This window comes from Pseudomonas oryzihabitans, assembly GCF_014522265.1.
Taxonomy (GTDB): domain Bacteria; phylum Pseudomonadota; class Gammaproteobacteria; order Pseudomonadales; family Pseudomonadaceae; genus Chryseomonas; species Chryseomonas aestiva.
This window is the reverse complement of the sequence record NZ_CP017024.1, coordinates 2,724,884-2,744,200: the sequence shown is the minus strand read 5'-3', so window position 1 is coordinate 2,744,200 and position 19,317 is coordinate 2,724,884. Positions and strand designations below refer to the sequence as shown.

The 19,317-nt window shown below is 66.4% G+C and carries 9 protein-coding genes and 1 pseudogene; 7 read left to right on the top strand and 3 right to left on the bottom strand.

Going from position 1 to position 19,317, the window contains the following annotated elements; all coding sequences use genetic code 11:
• The first annotated feature begins 59 nt into the window (after positions 1 to 59).
• The 7 genes and pseudogenes from BGI51_RS12695 to BGI51_RS12665 all read left to right on the top strand — a co-directional run bounded on the left by BGI51_RS12695 (position 60) and on the right by BGI51_RS12665 (position 11,687).
• Entirely contained in the window at positions 60 to 1,031 is a 972-nt protein-coding gene (locus tag BGI51_RS12695) for an aldo/keto reductase (protein ID WP_187978555.1), read from the top strand.
• Positions 1,032 to 1,230: 199 nt separating this feature from the next.
• Entirely contained in the window at positions 1,231 to 2,157 is a 927-nt protein-coding gene (rlmF, locus tag BGI51_RS12690) for a 23S rRNA (adenine(1618)-N(6))-methyltransferase RlmF (RefSeq protein WP_133862925.1), read from the top strand.
• A 480-nt stretch (positions 2,158 to 2,637) separates the two neighbouring features.
• The gene (gene mqo, locus BGI51_RS12685) at positions 2,638 to 4,275 is read left to right on the top strand and encodes a malate dehydrogenase (quinone) (RefSeq protein WP_133862924.1); all 1,638 of its coding nucleotides are present in this window, start codon (positions 2,638 to 2,640) and stop codon (positions 4,273 to 4,275) included.
• 271 nt (positions 4,276 to 4,546) lie between these two features.
• Positions 4,547 to 7,185: pseudogene (locus BGI51_RS12680) on the top strand (MGH1-like glycoside hydrolase domain-containing protein).
• A gap of 121 nt (positions 7,186 to 7,306) precedes the next feature.
• Entirely contained in the window at positions 7,307 to 8,701 is a 1,395-nt protein-coding gene (locus BGI51_RS12675) for a GGDEF domain-containing protein (protein WP_187978554.1), read from the top strand.
• Between the two features lie 956 nt (positions 8,702 to 9,657).
• On the top strand, positions 9,658 to 11,469 hold the full coding sequence (locus BGI51_RS12670; RefSeq protein ID WP_187978553.1) for an ABC transporter ATP-binding protein: 1,812 nt from the start codon (positions 9,658 to 9,660) through the stop codon (positions 11,467 to 11,469).
• Positions 11,470 to 11,534: 65 nt separating this feature from the next.
• Entirely contained in the window at positions 11,535 to 11,687 is a 153-nt protein-coding gene (locus BGI51_RS12665) for a hypothetical protein (RefSeq protein WP_187978552.1), read from the top strand.
• 277 nt (positions 11,688 to 11,964) lie between these two features.
• Here the strand turns inward: BGI51_RS12665 and treA are convergent, their stop codons facing one another.
• The 3 genes from treA to BGI51_RS12650 form a co-directional block, all read right to left on the bottom strand.
• Entirely contained in the window at positions 11,965 to 13,608 is a 1,644-nt protein-coding gene (treA, locus tag BGI51_RS12660) for an alpha,alpha-trehalase TreA (protein ID WP_187978551.1), read from the bottom strand.
• 99 nt (positions 13,609 to 13,707) lie between these two features.
• Complete coding sequence (locus BGI51_RS12655; RefSeq protein WP_187978550.1) at positions 13,708 to 15,621, bottom strand: hybrid sensor histidine kinase/response regulator; 1,914 nt, start codon at positions 15,619 to 15,621, stop codon at positions 13,708 to 13,710.
• A gap of 126 nt (positions 15,622 to 15,747) precedes the next feature.
• Positions 15,748 to 19,173: an AAA family ATPase gene (locus BGI51_RS12650; protein ID WP_187978549.1), complete on the bottom strand. Its 3,426-nt coding sequence runs from the start codon at positions 19,171 to 19,173 to the stop codon at positions 15,748 to 15,750.
• Positions 19,174 to 19,317: the final 144 nt, after the last annotated feature.

The window sequence follows — 19,317 nt, the reverse complement described above, 5'->3', positions numbered from 1 at the left end:
GAACAGGAGTCTGGGGACATCGGTCGGGATGCAGACACGCACCACCCTGGAGACTTCCCATGCGTATCGACATCCCCTCCCTCGGCTTTGGCGGCGCCCCGCTGGGCAACATGTTCCGCGAGGTAGGCGACGCCGACGCCCGGGCGACGCTCGAAGCCGCCTGGGACGCCGGCATCCGCCTCTATGACACCTCGCCCCACTATGGCGCCGGGCTGTCGGAGCGACGTTTTGCCGAGGTGCTGGCCGACAAGCCGCGCGACGACTTCGTCCTCTGCAGCAAGGTCGGCCGCCTGCTGGAACCGGCCGACCGGCCGGAAAATGCGCCGCCGTTCGTCAACGAACTGCCCTTCAAGCGGGTGCTCGACTATTCCGCCGACGGCGCCCGCCGCTCCATCGAGGCCAGTCTGGAACGCCTCAAGACCGACCGCCTCGATCTGGTCTGGATCCACGATCTGTCCGAGGACCAGCATGGCCCGGCCTGGCGCGACTACTTCGCCCAGGCCATGCAGGGTGCGGCCAAGGCCCTCACCGAGATGCGCGAGGAAGGGCTGATCCTGGGCTGGGGCCTGGGCGTCAACCTGGTGGAACCCTGCCGCCTGGCGCTGGAGCAGAGCGATCCCGATGCCTTCCTGCTGGCCGGTCGCTATTCCCTGCTGGATCATCGCGAAGCCCTGGACACGCTCTTTCCCGAATGCGAACGCCGCGGCGTGGGCATCGTGGTGGGCGGGCCCTACAATTCCGGCCTGCTCGCCGGTGGCAAGCACTACGACTACGCCGAAGCCGAGCCGGCACTGCGCCGCAAGGTCGAGTTGATCGAGGGCGTCTGCCAGGATCACGGGGTGGACATCCGCGCCGCGGCCCTGCAGTTCTGCCTGGCCCATCCCACGGTGGCCGCCACCATTCCCGGCAGCAGCACACCGGAGCGGGCCTGGCAGAACGCCGAACTGCTACGGGCGCTCATCCCTGCCGCCTTCTGGCGCAACCTGCGCGAGATCGGCGTGCTGCCGGAAGACGCCCCGACGCCCGCGTGAGCCGTATAGCCTGTTTAAAGTCTGCTGCGCGTCGAGCAAACGGCGTTGAAAATGCCTTCGGAATGCTCATTTACCGACTGTAAACTCCGCTTCCTCAGGCATTTTCGCCTTGTTTGTACCTGGCTCACGAGACTTAAAACAGGCTCTAAAAGGGTGGCTGTGCTAGGCTCGCCGCCCCTTTTCCACCCTGCCTGCCTTCATGACCTCGCCCCGCCGCCCCCTTCCTGGCCGCCCTGCGCCCCTGCATCCACGCAATCGCCACCAGGGCAGCTACGACTTTCCAGCGCTGATGCGCACGAGCCCGGCGCTCAGGCCGTTCGTGGCGCCGACGCCGCGGGGCAATCTGTCCATCGACTTCACCGATCCCCAGGCCGTCCGCGCGCTCAACCGCGCGTTACTGGCGCTGCACCATGGCGTGCGCGATTGGGACATCCCCGCCGATTTCCTCTGCCCACCGATTCCCGGCCGGGCGGATTACCTGCACCACCTGGCCGACCTGCTGGCCGAGGGCAATGGCGGCCGGATTCCCCGGGGTGCGACGACGCGCTTGCTGGACGTGGGTACGGGCGCCAATGGCGTCTATCCGCTGATCGGCTTCAAGGAGTACGGCTGGCATTTCGTTGGCAGCGACATCGCCCCGGCGGCGCTGGCTGCCTTCGGCCGCACCCTGGCGGCCAATGCGGATTGCGCCGCCGCCATCGAGTTGCGCCGCCAGCCGGATCCCCAGGCCATATTCGCCGGTATCCTGCAACCCGGTGAGCGCTACGCCGCCACCCTGTGCAATCCGCCCTTCCATGCCAGCCCCGACGATGCCGTGCGCGGCAGCCGGCGCAAGTGGAAGAACCTGGGCAAGACCACCGGCAAGCAGGTACCCCTGCTCAATTTCGGCGGCCAGGCGGCTGAACTCTGGTGCCCCGGGGGCGAGGCCGTCTTTGTCGAGCGGATGATCCGCGAGAGTCGCGCCTTTGCCGGTCAGGTCGGCTGGTTCACCTGTCTGGTGTCCAAGGTCAACAATCTGCCGCCGTTGCAGGCGGCACTGCGCCGCGAACAGGTCAGTGAAAGTCGCGTGGTGGCCATGGCCCAGGGCCAGAAGCAGAGTCGCTTCCTCGCCTGGCGCTTCGCCTGATCGACCTCTCCACACTTGAACGACGACCCTCCGGCGGCTTTCCGGCCGCTTTCGTCGGTGCCGCCGGCTGCTCGCGGAAAGCCGTCCAGACCGCTCCGGTTCGCCCGGAGCGGCAGCTGGCGGGACTTTGACTGTCGTCACAAAGGATTAGACTAAAGGCTAATAGGCAAAGCCAATGAATTACGGGCTAGGCAGCCCTAACCCTTCCCTTTAAAATGTCCGGCAACAATTACGCCACGCGCACGCAGCCGCGCCCGAGACCTCTGTCTCCGGTCAGCCGCTGCCAAGGCCGCGTCTTGCGTTTTTGCTCCGACTCCTCCGGTGACTCATGAGAGAGGGGCGGTGGAGGGAAAAGAACCTGCCCTTGCGTGTTTCCGGCTGCATTCTGCCTTGCCCACTGCACATCCCCCCATGTGCCATGGTGCCGCACCGCACCGAAACTCGATAAGCAGACCCAGCTTCTATCGAACGAGAGATCACATGCTGAAGAAAATGACTGGCGCGCTGCTCGGCGTCGCCATCGCCTCCGCCCTGGGCACCGCACAGGCCGAAGACACCAAGAAGGTCGACGTCCTGCTGATCGGCGGCGGCATCATGAGCTCCACCCTGGGCATCTGGCTGAACGAGCTGGAGCCGAACTGGACCATGGAAATGGTCGAGCGCCTGGACCAGGTCGCCGACGAGAGCTCCAACGGCTGGAACAATGCCGGTACCGGCCACTCCGCCCTGGCCGAGCTGAACTACACCCCGGAAGACAAGGACGGCAAGGTCACCATCGCCAAGGCCATCGAGATCAACGAAGCCTTCCAGATCTCCCGTCAATTCTGGTCCTGGCAGGTCAAGAACGGTGTCCTCAAGGACCCGAAGAGCTTCATCAACAGCACCCCGCACATGAGCTTCGTCTGGGGTGACGAGAACATCGCCTTCCTGAAGAAGCGCTACGAGGCGCTCAAGGCCAGCCCGCTGTTCTCCGGCATGCAGTTCTCCGAAGATCCCGCGCAGATCAAACAGTGGGTTCCGCTGATGATGGAAGGTCGCGATCCCAAGCAGAAGATCGCCGCCACCTGGAGTCCGCTGGGCACCGACGTCAACTTCGGTGAGATCACCCGCCAGTTCGCCGCCAACCTGCAGTCCAAGCCGAACTTCAAGCTGAACCTGTCCAGCGAAGTCGAGAACATCACCCGCAATGCCGACGGCAGCTGGCGCGTGGAGTACAAGAACCTCAAGGACGGCAAGAAGACCGAAACCGACGCCAAGTTCGTCTTCATCGGCGCCGGCGGCGGTGCCCTGCACCTGCTGCAGAAGTCGGGCATCCCCGAAGCCAACGACTACGCCGGCTTCCCGGTGGGTGGTTCCTTCCTGGTCACCGACAACCCCGAGATCGCCCAGCAGCACCTGGCCAAGGCCTACGGCAAGGCGTCGGTGGGCGCACCGCCGATGTCGGTACCGCACCTGGACACCCGCATGCTCGACGGCAAGCGCGTGATCCTGTTCGGGCCCTTCGCCACCTTCTCCACCAAGTTCCTCAAGCAGGGTTCCTACCTGGACCTGCTTACCAGCACCAACACCCACAACGCCTGGCCGATGGTCCGCGTGGGCGTGGCCGAGTACCCGCTGGTGGAATACCTCGCCGGTCAGCTGATGCTGTCGGATGACGACCGCATGGCCGCCCTGCGCGAGTACTTCCCCAACGCCAAGAAGGAAGACTGGCGCCTGTGGCAGGCCGGTCAGCGCGTGCAGATCATCAAGCGCGACGCAGACAAGGGTGGCGTGCTGAAGCTGGGCACCGAGATCGTCGCGGCCAAGGACGGCAGCATCGCCGGCCTGCTGGGCGCCTCCCCGGGTGCCTCGACCGCCGCGCCCATCATGCTGAGCGTGCTGGAGAAGGTGTTCAAGGACAAGGTCGCGACCCCGGAGTGGCAAGCCAAGCTGCACCAGATCGTGCCCAGCTACGGCACCAAGCTGAACAGCGACCCGGCGCGCGTGCAGCAGGAGTGGAACTACACCGCCGAAGTCCTGCAACTGGCCACCCCGCCGGTCGCCACCGGCACCGAGAACGCCAAGGCCACCGCCAGCGCCCCGCGCGCCGAAAAGGCCGCCAACGACATGGCGCTGTAGATCGCTGCCAGGCCCGCTGCGCGAGCGGCGGGCGCTTCGCGATGACCAGAAGGCCCCACCCCGACCCGGCGTGGGGCTTTTTTTCGTCCGCCGCTTGCCCGGGATAGAGCCCTTGCGCCCGCTCAGGCCCTGTGACGAAAACCGCAACGGCGTGAATTTTTTCCGGTCAGACAGGCACTAAAAACTGCAGCGATACGCCAAGGCAGGTCGTTGCACGCCACAATGGTGATCTATCCTCGAGCCTTAACCGTTACCTGAATCTGGAGACACGATGACGGCACATCCCGCCCCGGGCATCCTGCATACCCGAGAAGGCCAGCGCCTGGCTGATACCGATGCCGCCGCCTGGCGGCAGTGGGGGCCCTACCTGAGCGAGCGCCAGTGGGCCACGGTCCGTGAAGACTACAGCGCCGATGGCGACGCCTGGCGCTACTTCCCCCATGACCATGCGCGCAGCCGCGCCTATCGCTGGGGCGAAGACGGCCTCGCCGGTTTCTGCGACAAGGCTCAGCAATGGTGCCTGGGCATCGCCCTGTGGAACGAGCGCGATCCCTTCCTCAAGGAACGGCTGTTCGGCCTGACCAACGCCGAAGGCAACCATGGCGAGGACGTCAAGGAGCTGTACTTCTACCTGGACGGGGTACCGAGCCATGCCTACCAGAAGATGCTCTACAAGTATCCCCACGCCGCCTTTCCCTATGCCCAGCTCACTGAGGAAAACGCCCGACGCGGCCTGGAGGATCGCGAATACGAGATCCTCGATACCGGCGTCTTCGCCGAGGATCGCTATTTCGACGTCACCGTCGAATACGCCAAGCACACCCCCGACGACATTCTCATGCGGGTCACCGTGGAAAACCGCGGGACCGAGCGCGCCAGCCTGCGAGTGCTGCCGCAGATCTGGTCTCGCAACACCTGGGCCTGGACCGGCACCCCGCCGCGCTCCATGCTCAGCCTGGAAGGCGACCAGGTCCGGGCCAGCTATTTCGACCGGCCCGACCTGGTGGTCAGCGCCTGGGGCCCGCGCGAGGCCGAGTGGCTGTTCTGCAACAACGAAACCAACCTGCCGCGCCTGACCGGTGAAGCCGCCGAGGGCCCCTTCAAGGACGGCATCAACGACTACGTGGTGCGCGGCGCCCGCGAGGCGATCCGCCGCGACTTCGGCAGCAAGGCGGCCGCTCATTTCGCCGTGGAGCTGGAGGGTGGCGCCAAGACCGTGGTCTACCTGCGCCTGGCGCCGACCAATGCGCTGTCGGTGGATGCCGATGCGATCTTTGCCGAGCGCATCGCCGAGGCCGATGCCTTCTTTGCCGCCCTGCAGGAAAAGATCGCCGATCCCGATGCGCGCCTGGTGCAGCGCCAGGCCCTGGCCGGCCTGCTCTGGTCCAAGCAGCTCTACTACTTCGAGGTCAATCGCTGGCTCGATGGCGATCCGGCCCAGCCGACGCCGCCGGCGCAGCGCCAGCGCATCCGCAACGGCCACTGGCGCCACCTGCTCAATTTCGACATCGTCTCCATGCCGGACAAATGGGAGTACCCCTGGTACGCCTCCTGGGACCTGGCCTTCCAGGCGGTGGCCTACGCCCTGATCGATCCCGGTTTCGCCAAGCAGCAGCTGCTGCTGCTGGTGAAGGACAGATTCATGCATCCCAATGGCCAGCTGCCGGCCTACGAGTGGAATTTCGAGGACGCCAATCCGCCGGTGCATGCCTGGGCCACCTGGCACGTCTACCTGCAGGAAAAGTCTCTGACCGGGGTGGGCGACCGGGTCTTTCTCGAACGCGTCTTCCACAAGCTGCTGCTGAATTTCTCCTGGTGGATCAACCGCAAGGACACCGAGGGTCGCAACATCTTCCAGGGCGGTTTCCTCGGCCTGGACAACATCGCCCTCTTCGACCGCTCGGCCCCCCTGCCGGAGGGCTATCACCTGGACCAGGCCGACGGCACCGCCTGGATGGCCGCCTATGCGCTGGACCTGATGCGCATCGCCCTGGAGCTGGCCAAGGAAAATCCGGTGTACGTCGATCTGGGGGTGAAGTTCTTCGAGCACTTCCTGCACATCGCCGGCGCCATCAACCACAGCGATGATCGCGAAGACGGCCTCTGGGACGAACAGGACGAATTCTTCTACGACGTCCTGCACAAGGCGGATGGCAGTGCCGAGCCGTTGCGCCTGAGGTCCATCGTCGGCCTCATCCCGCTGTTCGCGGTGCAGGTGCTGGAACAGCGCGAGCACGAGGGCCTCCCCGGCCTCGGCGGACGACTGCGCGGCTTCCTGCGCCAGCGGCCGGATCTCGCCCGATTGGTCTCGCGCTGGACCGAACCCGGCCAGGGCAATAGATTCCTGCTCTCGCTGCTGCGCGGCCACCGTACCAAGCTGCTGCTCAAGCGCATGCTGGATGACAACGAATTCCTCTCCGAATACGGCATCCGCTCGCTGTCCAAGGCCCACGAACAGCAACCCTTCGAGATGCGCCAGGCCGACGGCAACCTGCTCAGCGCCCGCTATCAACCGGGGGAATCGGATTCGCGCCTCTATGGCGGCAACTCCAACTGGCGCGGGCCACTGTGGATGCCGATCAACTACATGCTCATCGAGTCGCTGCACGAGTTCCACCGTTACTACGCCGACAGTTTCTCGGTGGAATACCCCAGCGGCTCCGGCTACCTGGCCAATCTGGAAGAGGTCGCCGACGGCCTCAGCCAGCGCCTGACGCGGCTGTTCCTCAAGGACGCCGACGGCAAACGCCCGAGCATGGTCGACTATCCACAACTGCAGAACGATCCGCGCAGTCGCGACCTGGTGCTGTTCCACGAGTATTTCCACGGCGAAAACGGCCGCGGACTCGGGCCTCCCACCAGACCGGCTGGAGCGCCCTGGTGGCGCTGCTGCTGCAACCCCGCCGCTAGTCCGCTAACGCCCAGGCGCCGGGAGCGACCGGCGCCTGGGCGAACTGCAGCAAGGCTACAGTTTTCCTCTGTCGCCCTGGATACTATGCTCTAGCCAGAGACCCCGCCTTCGCGAGCCCGCATGACTCACCCCGATGACGCCCAGCGTCTCCACGCCCTGAGCGAGCTGCAGATTCTCGATAGCGGTGTCGAAGCCGCCTACGAGGACATCGTCGCCCTGGCCTGCCAACTGACCCGGGCGCCGGTGGCCTTCATCACCCTGGCCGATCGGCAGCGTCTCTGGTTCAAGGCCTGCCAGGGCATGACGGTGGCCGAGGTACCGGCCGACGCCTCGCTCTGCCACCTGGCGATCCGCACCCCTCGCCAGCCTTTTCTGGTGGAGGATCTGCAGAGGGACCCGCGCGTTTCACACCTGAGGGCGGCACCCGGGCTGGAACGGATGCGCGCCTACCTGGGCATTCCCCTGCTCGACCGGCACGGGGTCGCCCTCGGCACCCTCTGCGTGATGGACGACCGGGTCCGGCGGTTCGAGGCGGCTCAGGTCGACAACCTGCAACGGCTGGCTCGGCAGGTCATCATCCTGCTGCAACAGCGCGAGACCCTGCGCCAGCTGGAAGAGCTGGACATCAACTTTTCCGCCTTCATGAACAACGGGCCCTTCATCGCCTACATCAAGGACCGCGACTGGCGCTACCGCTATGTCAACGAGCCCTTCCTGCAGCAGCTGGAACTGACCCGTGACGAGGTCCTCGGCCAGGACGACTTCACCATCTGGCCAGAGGCGGCGCCACGTTTCCGCCAGGTCGACGAGCAGGTGATGAACGAACTCAAGCCGAGTCGACTCGTCGAGCGCATGACGGCCCCGGATGGTCGACGCCTCTTCTGGCAGTCCTACAAGTTTCCCCTGGTCACGCGGCAGGGCATCGCCCTGGCGGGGCTGTCGGTGGACGTCACCGAGCATATCGAGCAACAGCACATGCTGGAGGCCTCGCAGCGCCAACTGCTGGACATGATGCAGGCCGCCGAGCAACGCAGCGTCACCGATGCCCTGACCGGTCTGTTCAACAGACGCGCCTTCGACCTGCGCCTGGCGGAGCATCTGCGGCGCGCCGAGGACCAGGGCACGCCGTTGTCCATGCTGCTGATCGACGTCGATCACTTCAAGACCTACAACGACGCCTTTGGCCACCAGGCCGGTGATACCGCATTGCAGACGGTCAGTCAGCTGCTGCTACAAAGCTGTCGCGACAATGACGCCTGCTTTCGCTACGGCGGCGAGGAATTCGCCATCCTGCTGTCGGGTGCCGATCTCACCGCGGCCCACTTGGTGGCCGAGCGTTGTCGGGCTGCCGTCGCCAACCATGCCTGGTCACGGCGCGCGGTGACCCTGAGCGTTGGTATCGCTACCTACAGGACCGGGATGGATGCCTACACCCTCACCGAAGGCGCCGACCGGGCGCTCTATGCGGCCAAGAACGCCGGTCGCAACCGCATCGCTGCGGAACCCGGACCTTAATCGCCCGCTGTCCTTGAATCGCGCCCAACAAAAAACCCGCCGAAGCGGGTTCTTTGTTGCGACCATCCCAACGTCCTGTCAGGCGCCATCCTGGCCTGGTCTTCATCCGTGACCTCAGAGCTTCGCATCCTGCGCCGCTGATAGGTGTAGATTACGCAGCCCGCCGAGATGGCAACATGGCCAGGTGACACCAGTGCGTGTAAGCGTTTCGCCATCCCCTGCCCGGTGCGCCCGCCGATCCTGAATCACGCCCAACAAAAAACCCGCCGAAGCGGGTTCTTTGTTGCGACCATCCCAACGTCCTGTCAGGCGCCATCCTGGCCTGGTCTTCATCCGTGACCTCAAGGCTGCGCATCCTGCGCCGCTGATAGGTGTAGATTACGCAGCCCGCCGAGATGGCAACATGGCCAGGTGACACCAGGGCGTGTAAGCCTTTTGCCATACCCTGCCCGGTCCGCCTGCCGGCCTCAAATTGCGCCCAACAAAAAACCCGCCGAAGCGGGTTCTTTGTTGCGACCATCCCAACATCCTGTCAGGCGCCATCCTGGCCTGGTCTTCATCCGTGACCTCAGAGCTGCGCATCCTGCGCCGCTGATAGGTGTAGATTACGCAGCCCGCCGAGATGGCAACATGGCCAGGTGACACCAGTGCGTGTAAGCCTTTTGCCATACCCTGCCCGGTCCGCCTGCCGGCCTCAAATTGCGCCCAACAAAAAACCCGCCGAAGCGGGTTCTTTGTTGCGACCATCCCAACGTCCTGTCAGGCGCCATCCTGGCCTGGTCTTCATCCGTGACCTCAAGGCTGCGCATCCTGCGCCGCTGATAGGTGTAGATTACGCAGCCCGCCGGGGCGGCAACATGGCCAGGTGACACCAGGGCGTGTAAGCCTTTTGCCATAGCCTCGGGAACACGGCGACCGCCGCCTCGACTAATACTGAACCTCGCCGAAGATCCGCCATGGCCCTCTCGACTTCCTTCGCTATCGTGCAACAGCAGATGCGCCGCGCTGCCGGCCTGGTCTGGAGTACCTCTCCCGCGCTGATGATCGGCCTGGTTCTGGCCACCCTGGTCGCCGGCCTGCTGCCGGCCCTGGCCGCCTGGCTCGGGCAGCGCATCGTCGATGCCGTGGTGGCGGCCATGCGGCTGCATGCCGAGCAGGGCCAGGCGCCGCTGTGGCCAGTGCTGAAGTTCGTGCTGGCCGAAGCCGGGGTGCTGGCCGCCCTGGCGGGAGCCCAGCGGCTGCTGTCGGTGCAGCAATCGCTACTGCGGGTACGCCTCGGGCAGACCGTGAATCTGCTGATCCTGGAAAAGGCCCAGACCCTGTCGCTGGCACAATTCGAAGACGCGGATTTCTACGACAAGCTGGTGCGGGCCCGGCGCGAGGCGTCCATCCGGCCCCTGGCGTTGGTGACCAAGTCCCTGACCCTGCTGCAGAACCTGATCTCGCTCGTCAGCTTCGCCGTGCTGCTGGTGCATTTCTCGCCCTGGGCGCTGTTGCTGCTGGTGGTGGGTGCCCTGCCGGTGTTTCTGGCCGAGGCGCGCTTTTCCGGCGATGCCTTTCGCCTGTTCAGTCGGCGTGCACCCGAGACGCGCCGCCAGACCTACCTGGAGACACTGCTTTCCCACGAGGCCTACATCAAGGAGGTCAAGCTGTTCGGCCTGGCGCCGCTGCTGCTGGAGCGCTATCGCACCACCTTCACCAAGCTCTATGCCGAGGACCGTCGCCTGACCCTGAGACGTGACGGCTGGGGTTTCGTCTTTGGCCTGCTGGGCACCCTCGCCTTCTATGCCGCCTATGCCTGGGTGGTGCTCGATACCGTGCGCGGGCGTCTGAGCCTGGGCCAGATGACCCTCTATCTCACCCTGTTCCGCCAGGGCCAGGCCGCGGTCAGCGCCAGCCTGACGGCCCTTGGCGGACTCTACGAAGACAGCCTCTACCTGAGCAATCTCTACGACTACCTGGGCCAGCCGACCAGCGCCGAGGGCGGCAGCCTCACGGCCGGCAGCCAGCCCGGAGATGGCCTGAGATTCGACGGGGTCGGCTTCACCTATCCGGGCGCGACCGCACCGACGCTCAAGGACATCAGCTTTCACCTGGCGCCGGGCCAGAGCCTGGCCCTGGTGGGCGCCAACGGCTCGGGCAAGACCACCCTGATCAAGCTGCTGACCCGGCTGCATGCGCCTACCCAGGGACGCATCCTGCTCGATGGCAGCGATCTGCAAGAGTGGCAGCCGGCCGCCCTGCACAGGCGCATTGGTGTCATCTTCCAGGATTTCATCCGCTACCAGCTCACCGCTGGCGAAAATCTGGGGGTCGGCGACACCACGGCCTTCAACGACGGGGCGCGCTGGCGCAAGGCGGCCGAACAGGGCCTGGCCGACGAAGTCATCGCCGGTCTGCGCGAGGGTTACGAGACCCAGCTCGGACGCTGGTTCATGGGCGGTCAGGAGTTGTCCGGCGGGCAGTGGCAGAAGATTGCCCTGTCACGCGCCTATATGCGCGAAGACGCCGACATCCTGGTGCTGGACGAACCCACCGCCGCGCTGGACGCCGCCGCCGAGGCGGTGATCTTCGAGCGCTTTCGCGCCCAGGCGCAGCAGCGCATGACCCTGCTGATCTCGCACCGTTTCTCCAGCGTGCGCAATGCCGATCAGATCCTGGTGCTGGAAGGCGGCGAGATCCGCGAGCGAGGGGATCACGAGCAGCTGCTGGCGAGCGGCGGCCGCTATGCCCAGCTGTTCGATCTGCAGGCCAGAGGCTATCGCTGATCGCCGGTGGCGAACTTCGCGTGGAGGGCTATGCCCAACGCTTAACAACCACTCGCGGAGGCCGCATGAACGATCAGATCAAGGAAAACCCCGATGACCTGGACATCGATCCGGACATTGCGCCCGATCCCGAAGAGCCCGTGGGCGAAGATCCGGATGACAAGCCGGTCGAGGAACGCCTGCCGCAGAAGAATCCGCGCAATTCGGAGTACAGTTGATGAAAGCCATCCTGCCGTTGCCCGAGGACGAAGATCCGGAGGGGCTGCATCCGGCGGAGTTGCCGGCCGACGAGGACGATGCCCCGCCAGTCGATCCGCTGTGAAATCTAGAGTCAGTACTCGGATGGATCTGGCGTAGGGCTTGCCCTCACCGCGGCCCTCTCCCGGAGAGAAAGGGGAAAGAGCGGCCCGTAGGTTGGGTTGAGCGTAGCGAAGCCCAAGCCGAAAACTTTCACACCATGAAAAAGGTCCGCCGTGGCGGACCTTTTCTTTGGCCTTATTTCGCGCCGGGTTGCGGTTTGTAGAGTTCGAGCAGCTTGAGCGTGACGCCATTGGTCCAGCCGAAGCCGTCCTGCAGCTCGTACTCGCCGCCGCCGCCGCCCTGGCCGCCGGTGAGGTCGTATTTCTCCACCAGCTTCTGCTCGCGGGCGTAGAGGTTCTGCACCTGGGTCAGGAAGCGGGTGCCAATGTCGGCGGCCAGCTTGTCCTGCTGGTAGCGACGCAGGCCGTCCACGGCCACCCACTGCAGCGGTGCCCAGCCATTGGGTTCGTCCCACTGCTGGCCGGTCTTGACCGTGGTGGTGGCGATACCGCCCGGACGCAGCAGCTGGTTGGCCACGGTCGCGGCGGTCTGGTCGGCGCTGCTCTGGCTGGCAAGACCGACGAACAGCGGGAACAGGGTAGCGGCGGAAACCTTGTCGGTACGGCGCTTGGCCTGCCAGTCGAAGTCGGTGTAGTAACCGGCCGGATTCCACAGGTAGCGGTCGATGGCCTGTTGGCGGGTCTTGGCCTTCTGGCTGTAGGCCTGGACGCAACTGGCCTCGCCGGTCTTCTCGCAGGCCTTGGCGATGGTCTGTTCCAGGTGATAGAGCAGGCTGTTCAGGTCCACCGGGGCAATGGCGGTGGTGCGGATGGTCGCCAGGGTCTTGCCATCGCCCAGCCAGCGCGAGGAGAAGTCCCAGCCACTCTCGGCTCCGGCGCGCAGATCGCGATAGACCTCGCCGGCCGGTCGGCCCTTGGCCTGGGCGGCGGTGGCCAGGTCTTCCAGGTAGGACTCCTGGCGCGGGGTATCGCGAGCATCCCAGTAGCGATTGAGCAGGGTGCCGTCGGCCAGCCTGACCACATGGGCATTGGCCTGGCCCGGTTGCAGGCCTTCGGCCCCGGCCATCCAGTAGGCGTATTCCTTCTGCAGTTGCGGCAGGTAGCGGCGATAGGCGGAGTCGCCTTCCAGGCTGGCCTGCAGATCGACCATGTAGGCGAAGAACGGCGGCTGCGAGCGACTCAGGTAGTAGCTGCGATTGCCGTTGGGGATGTGGCCGTAGACGTCGATCTCATGGGCGAAGTTGTCCACCATGTCGCGGACCAGGTCGGTGCGCCCGTCCTTGGCCAGTCCCAGCATGGTGAAGTAGGAATCCCAGTAGTAGACCTCGCGGAAGCGTCCACCCGGCACCACATAGGGCTTGGGCAGCGGCAGCAGGCTGCTGTAGGCCGGCACCTCTTCGTAGTGGCGGGTCAGCACCGGCCAGAGATCCTTGACGTGGGTCGGCAGGTCGGCCCCCGCCTTGGGCGGTGCGGCCTTGATCGGATCGGATTCTTCGAAGTTGGCGCTGACAAAGGCCTTGAGGTCGAAGCCCGGCTTGTCGCGCTGGGCCAGGTAATCCTGGCGGATGTCGGCCGGATTGCGCTTGGGCAGGGCATCGACGAAATGCTTCTGGTCGCTGAACAGCTTGCCCTGCTGCACGGCGGCGAACAGCTCGGGATAGGCCTGGTCCGGCGGCACGGCGCGGGCGTTGCTGGCGTCGCGCCAACTCCAGGTCGGGGTTTCCGGCTTGCTGCCCTCATGGGCGCAGGCGGCGAGAAAGGCGATGGACAGGGACAGGACGAGCATCCGCGCGGGTGGCGCAGGTGGCAGGCGTTTCATGAAGCGCTCCTTTTCTTGTCGACACGACAGCAGCCGCAACGGACGTTGCGACACGAAAGGATCGACCCTGGAGCGCCGCGACAGTTCGCCGCAATCGGCTCAGCCGCCCGGACGCAGACGCCTTACGCAGCGTGCCAGCTCTTCGAGACCGAAGGGCTTGCCAATGAGTTCGACGCCCTCTTCCGCCAGTTCCGGCAGGGACGCCGGGTCCGCCTGACCGGACAGATAGAGCACCGGCAGCCCGGGGCTGGTGGCCCGCGCCTGCTCGGCCAGTTGCCGGCCGTCCAGCCCGGAGAGGCCGAGACTGGTCACCAGCAGATCGATACGCAGGCTGCCCGAGGCGATGAGGGCCACGGCGGTGGCGCTGTCGGCCACCGCCAGGGGCGTGTAACCCAGCTCCGCCAGCACCTCGCCGATGATGACGCGGACTTCACGCTCTTCTTCGACGATCAGCGCGCAGTCACCGGAGACCTCCGGCAGGACCGGACCTTCGGCTTCGCTGGGCGCGGGCTCCACCACGGGCTGAGCCAGTAGCCGCGGTAGATAGAGGCTGATGCAGGTGCCCTCGCCCACCACCGAATGGATCTCCACCTGACCACCCGATTGGCGGACGAAGCCATAGATCATCGACAGCCCGAGTCCGGTGCCACGCCCGCTGGGCTTGGTGGTGAAGAAGGGTTCACAGGCGCGCTTGAGGGTATCGGCGTCCATGCCGGTGCCGGTATCGCAGACCTGGATACGGACGAAATCACCGGCCACCGTCTCGATCGGCAGGCCGATGCTGAGCGGTCCGCTGACATTGTCCACGCGGATGCTCAGGTTGCCGCCCTCGGGCATGGCATCGCGGGCATTGATGGCCAGGTTGAGGATGGCGTTTTCCAGCTGATGCGGATCGCAGTGCAGCAGCCAGAGGTCGGCGTCGAGCTGGACGTCCTTGCGGATCTTCTTGCCCAGGCTGTGACGCAGCAATTCGTGCATGCCCTGCACCAGTTGGCCGGCATCCACCGGGCGGGGTTCGAGTACCTGACGGCGGGCAAAGGCCAGCAGGCGCTGGGTCAGGGCCGCGGCGTTCTCGGCCGAGCGGGTGGCGGTGTCCAGGTAGCGCTCCAGCTCCTGGATGCGCCCCTGCTGCACCCGGCGACGCATCAGATCGAGCGAGCCGACGATGCCGGTCAGCAGGTTGTTGAAGTCGTGGGCGATGCCGCCGGTGAGTTGGCCGATGGCCTCCATCTTCTGCGCCTGGCGCAGCTCCTCTTCCAGGGCCATCAGCTCCTGGCTGCGTATCTCGATGCGCTCCTCGAGGTTGCGATTGAGTTCGTCCAGGGCTTCGCGAGTGTGGACGGCTTCGCTGACATCGCGGGAAATGGAGAGGAATCTCAGGGGCTGGCCGTCATCGCCCAGGATCGGCGTGACCACCACGTCCCACCAGCGCCGGGTGCCCTTCGCCGTGGGTGCCAGCCCGGTGAAGCGCCCGATGCCGCCCTGCCGCGCCGCCTCGATGGCGGCGGTCACCTCATGGCGCTGCCCTTCGGGCCAGAGTTCGGCCCAGGGACGGCCCTGGAAGGGAATGAAGTCGTCGATCTCCATGACCACCAGGCCGCCCGGATTCATGTATTCCAGACGCCCTTCCAGATCGATCAGCTTGATGCAGTCGACGCTGCAGACCATGACGCTGCGCTTGAAGGCCTCGCCCTGCCAGAGCTCGGCTTCATGGCGTCGCTGCGCGGTGATGTCGAGCAGTACGCCACCGGCCTCGCGCCGCTGGAATTGCAGGCAGCGCAACTGGCCATCGGTGCCCTGGCGCCAGGCCTCCCAGACCTGGCCCGCGGCGGGCAGCAGCCCCTCGGGCGGTGCGCTGCGACTCTGCAGCCCGCTGAGCAGCTCGGCGGGCGAAAGACCCCGGGCCAGCGCCTCGGCGTCCCGTTCCAGCATGGCCGCACAGGCGGCATCCGCGCGCCACTCGGCGCGGCTGGGATCGTATTCGAACAGGCCGACGGCAAGGAATTGGGACATGGTGGGTAGGTGGCCGGTAGGAAAAGGAGATGTCATAACGCCAGCAGAAACGGCGAACCTGTCTACGTTAACAGTTTCATCGTTTCGCTTCGCGCTGGGCTTCGACCACTGCGCCGGAAAAATTACTCACTCGGTCGCGTTTTTCTCCACGGCATAGCGCCGCTCCAGACCGCTATGGCCCAGACCGACGCCCTTGCGCACCTTGAGCTGCACCGGGATGCGCTCCTTGAGCGCCTCCACGTGGCTGATGATGCCGATGGTCTTGCCGCTGGCATTGAGCTGATCGAGGGCATTCAGGGCGACCTCCAGGGTCTCGCCATCGAGGGTACCGAAGCCTTCGTCGAGAAACAGCGAGTCGATGCCGGTGCGCTGGCTGACCAGATCCGACAGGGCCAGCGCCAGGGCCAGGCTCACCAAAAAGCTCTCGCCACCGGAGAGGGTACGGATGTCGCGCAGGGCATCGGCCTGCCAGGTGTCGAGGATCTGCAATTCCAGCTCGGCGGCCTGGCGCCGGAAGAGTCGATAGCGACCGTGCAGGCGCATCAGCTGACCATTGGCGAGATGCACCAGGTGATCCAGGGTCAGGCCCTGGGCGAACTTGCGGAATTTGGCGCCGTCGGCCGAGCCGATCAGGCCGTTGAGGTGCTGCCAGAGGTCGTGATCGCGTTCCTGGGCGGCGATCTCGCCGAGCAGGGCCTGCAGACCATCGCGGCGGCGCTCGTCTTCGCGCAGGGCGGCGTTGACCTCGCCCTGGCGCTGGCCCAGGGCGCGCAATTCGGCGCCGGCGGCGGCCAGTTCGGCATCCAGCTCGGCGGCGCTGCGCTCGGTCTGCGGCTCGGCGTTCAGGGTGTTCAGGCGTTCCTGCGCCGCACCGGCCAGAGCGCGCGCCTCGGTCAGACCGGTCTCGAGACGGGTGCGCTCCAGCGTCAGAGCGCTGTGCTCGTGGTCGTCCAGTTGTGCGGCGCGCCAGGCGTCGGCGTCGGCGAAGGCGCTGGCGGCCAGAGCGGTCTGCCAACGGACGCCGGCTTCGCTGGCCAGCTGCACCTCGCCCGCCAGTCGCTCGTGCAGCGCCTGGTGGCTGCCCTGCAGCGCCGCACCCTGCTCACGGCAGTCTTCCCAGGTCGCGGTCGCCTCCGCGAGCACGGCCGCAGCGGCCTCCGGCGCTACCGGGACGGCGGCGACCTCGCCGGCGCGCTGGCGCCAGGTCTCGACCAGCGGCACGAGGGTGGCCAGGCGCTGGGCAATGTCCTTCAGGTGCTGCTGCAGTTCCTGCGCTCGCTGGCGATCGGCCTGCCAGCGGCGCCACTCCTGCTCGCGCAGCGTCAGCCATTCGCCGGCACGACTGGGCACCTCATGTCCCCAGCGCGCCAGCTCCGCGCCCAACTGGCGCTCTGCCGTGGCCTGTTGCGCCTCGGCCTCCCGCTGTTCCCTGGCACCCTCCGCCAGACTTTGGCGCGCTCGCTCCCAGGCCGCCTCGGCCAGCGCCTGGCGCTGTTCGGCATCGGCCTGTTGACGCGCCAGGCGCTGGGCTTCGTTGCGGCCTTCCTCGCCTTGCTGACGCAGGCCATCCAGGGTGGCGAGCACCTGCTGGATGCGCGCCAGCTCCTGGTCCTGACGGCGGCGCAATTCGGCCACCGCGCCAGGCACCTCAGGATCGGCACCCAGGGCCGTGCAACGCTGACGCCAGAGTTCGCCCAGTTGCTCCAGCTGCTGACTGGCCTCGGTCTGCTGTTCGGTGGCCTGATCCAGTTGCGCCTTGAGCGCGGCCAGGGCTTCGCTGAGCTCCTTGCCCTCCTGGGTCAGGCGCTCCAGTTCGGTCTTGGCGTCCTGCAGGGCGGTCTGGGTGGCGGAGACGTCCAGCGCGGCATAGTCGGCCACCGCGGGGTGATCACGGGAACCGCACAGCGGACAGGGTTCGTCGGGCTGCAATTCGGCGCGCTGGGCCTCGAGACTGCGGATGACCCTTTCCTGTTCGAGCAGCTTCTCGCGCTCGCGCACCTGCTGGGCCACCTCGCGATAGCGCCCGCGCAGGGCGTCCAGGCGCACCTGGTGATCGCCATGCTGGCGCTGACGCTCATCCTGGCTGCGGGCCAGACGCTCCACCTGGGTCTGCAGCTGGCGCCGGCGCTCGACCAGCTGATCCAGCTGATCCACCTCGTTGACCCGGCCCAGCGTGGCCTGCCAGAGGGCACGCCAGGCCTTTTCGTCGCGGCCGTCCAGCGCGGCCTGCCAGCGTTCGCGCTGGGCCTGCTCCGTCGCCTGGGCCTGGGCGGCCTGCTCGCGTGCCCGCGTCAACGCCTCCTGCTGGGCTTCGCGTTCCTCGGCCAGCAGCTGCAGCTGCCGGGTCTGCTCCTGCTGGCGCCGCGTTAGGCGCGCCAGGGCCTCGGCTCGTTCATCGCGCAGGGCCAGCTGGCTGCGCCAGTCGCCCAGGCGTTCGCCAAGTTCGGCATGACCACTGCGCTCAGCCAGGCTCAGTTCCAGATGCTGCTGTTCGTCCAGCGCCTGCGCCTGCTCCGCCTCGGCCTGGCGCAGTTGTTCGCCACTGGCCCCCAGGGCCTGGGCCAGGGCGGCATCGCGGCGACTGGCCAGGGTCTGGATCCTCTGATCGAGCTGTGCCAGTTCATCCCGGCTGCGCTGTTCCCGCGCCGCGGCTTCGCGCCAGGCCTGCTCGACGGGCAGCAACCGGGCCGCCGGTTCGGCCGCCGCCAGCCGCTGACGTTGCGGCTCGGCGGCCTCCCAGGCCTGCTGCGCGGTGGCCAGGCGCGCCTGGGCCTGCTGCTCGTCCGCCGCCGTCTGCTCCACGGCGGACAGCCACTGGCGCTGGGCCTGCCAGGTCTTGAGGTCTGCGCCCAGTCGCTCTTCGCGCTGCGCCAGGCCGCTGCCCTCGGCGGCCAGCGCCTGGCGGCGTTCGGCGTCCAGCACCTCGACCCCGGCGACGCGCTGGCGCAGGCCGTCCAGGACGCCCTTGGCCTCCCGCGCGCGCTCGAACACCCGCTGGGAGATCTGCCCGTACACGGCGGTGCCAGTCAGCTCTTCCAGCAGTTCGGCACGCTGGCTGGCACTGGCTTCCAAAAAGGCGGCGAAGCCCCCTTGGGCCAGCAGCATGGAGCGGGTGAAGCGCTCGAAGTCGAGGCCGGTGAGTTCCTCGGTAAGTCTGAGCTTGTCGCCGGTCTTTTCGGCGAGGATGCTGCCGTCGAGCCTGGCCAATTCCACCTTGGGTGGCTGCAGGGCGCCATCGGCGCGGTCGCGGGCGCGTCGCTGGCTCCAGAAGGCCCGATAGCGCTCGCCACGCACGGCGAATTCCACCTCGGCGAGGCAGTCGCCGGTATGGCGGGTCATGAGTTCGTTGCTCTCCCCACCCACCTTGCTCATGCGCGGCGTGCGGTGATAGAGCGCCAGGCAGATGGCGTCCAGCAGGGTGGTCTTGCCCGCCCCGGTCGGTCCGGTGATGGCGAACAGGCCACTGCTGGCGAAGGGTTCGGCGGTGAAGTCGATCTTCCACTCACCCTTGAGGGAATTGAGGTTCTTCAGGCGCAGGGTGAGGATCTTCATCGGGCTTTTCCAGGACGACTCGGCGAACCGCCAATTCTGGCATTGTTGGGCCCGCTCGCCCATGCCAACCGACCACTCGACCTAAGGTCGTGCCCACCGCTGAACTTGCTTCGCCCCCCGCTCTCAACTGCAAGGTATCGCTCT

Excerpts from the sequence above, each read along its gene's own strand:
- BGI51_RS12670 (WP_187978553.1), top strand. The coding sequence starts at position 9,658 with ATGGCCCTCTCGACTTCCTTCGCTATCGTGCAACAGCAGATGCGCCGC.
- BGI51_RS12655 (WP_187978550.1), bottom strand. The coding sequence starts at position 15,621 with ATGTCCCAATTCCTTGCCGTCGGCCTGTTCGAATACGATCCCAGCCGC.
- mqo (WP_133862924.1), top strand. The coding sequence starts at position 2,638 with ATGCTGAAGAAAATGACTGGCGCGCTGCTCGGCGTCGCCATCGCCTCC.
- BGI51_RS12695 (WP_187978555.1), top strand. The coding sequence starts at position 60 with ATGCGTATCGACATCCCCTCCCTCGGCTTTGGCGGCGCCCCGCTGGGC.
- BGI51_RS12665 (WP_187978552.1), top strand. The coding sequence starts at position 11,535 with ATGAACGATCAGATCAAGGAAAACCCCGATGACCTGGACATCGATCCG.
- rlmF (WP_133862925.1), top strand. The coding sequence starts at position 1,231 with ATGACCTCGCCCCGCCGCCCCCTTCCTGGCCGCCCTGCGCCCCTGCAT.
- BGI51_RS12650 (WP_187978549.1), bottom strand. The coding sequence starts at position 19,173 with ATGAAGATCCTCACCCTGCGCCTGAAGAACCTCAATTCCCTCAAGGGT.
- BGI51_RS12675 (WP_187978554.1), top strand. The coding sequence starts at position 7,307 with ATGACTCACCCCGATGACGCCCAGCGTCTCCACGCCCTGAGCGAGCTG.
- treA (WP_187978551.1), bottom strand. The coding sequence starts at position 13,608 with ATGAAACGCCTGCCACCTGCGCCACCCGCGCGGATGCTCGTCCTGTCC.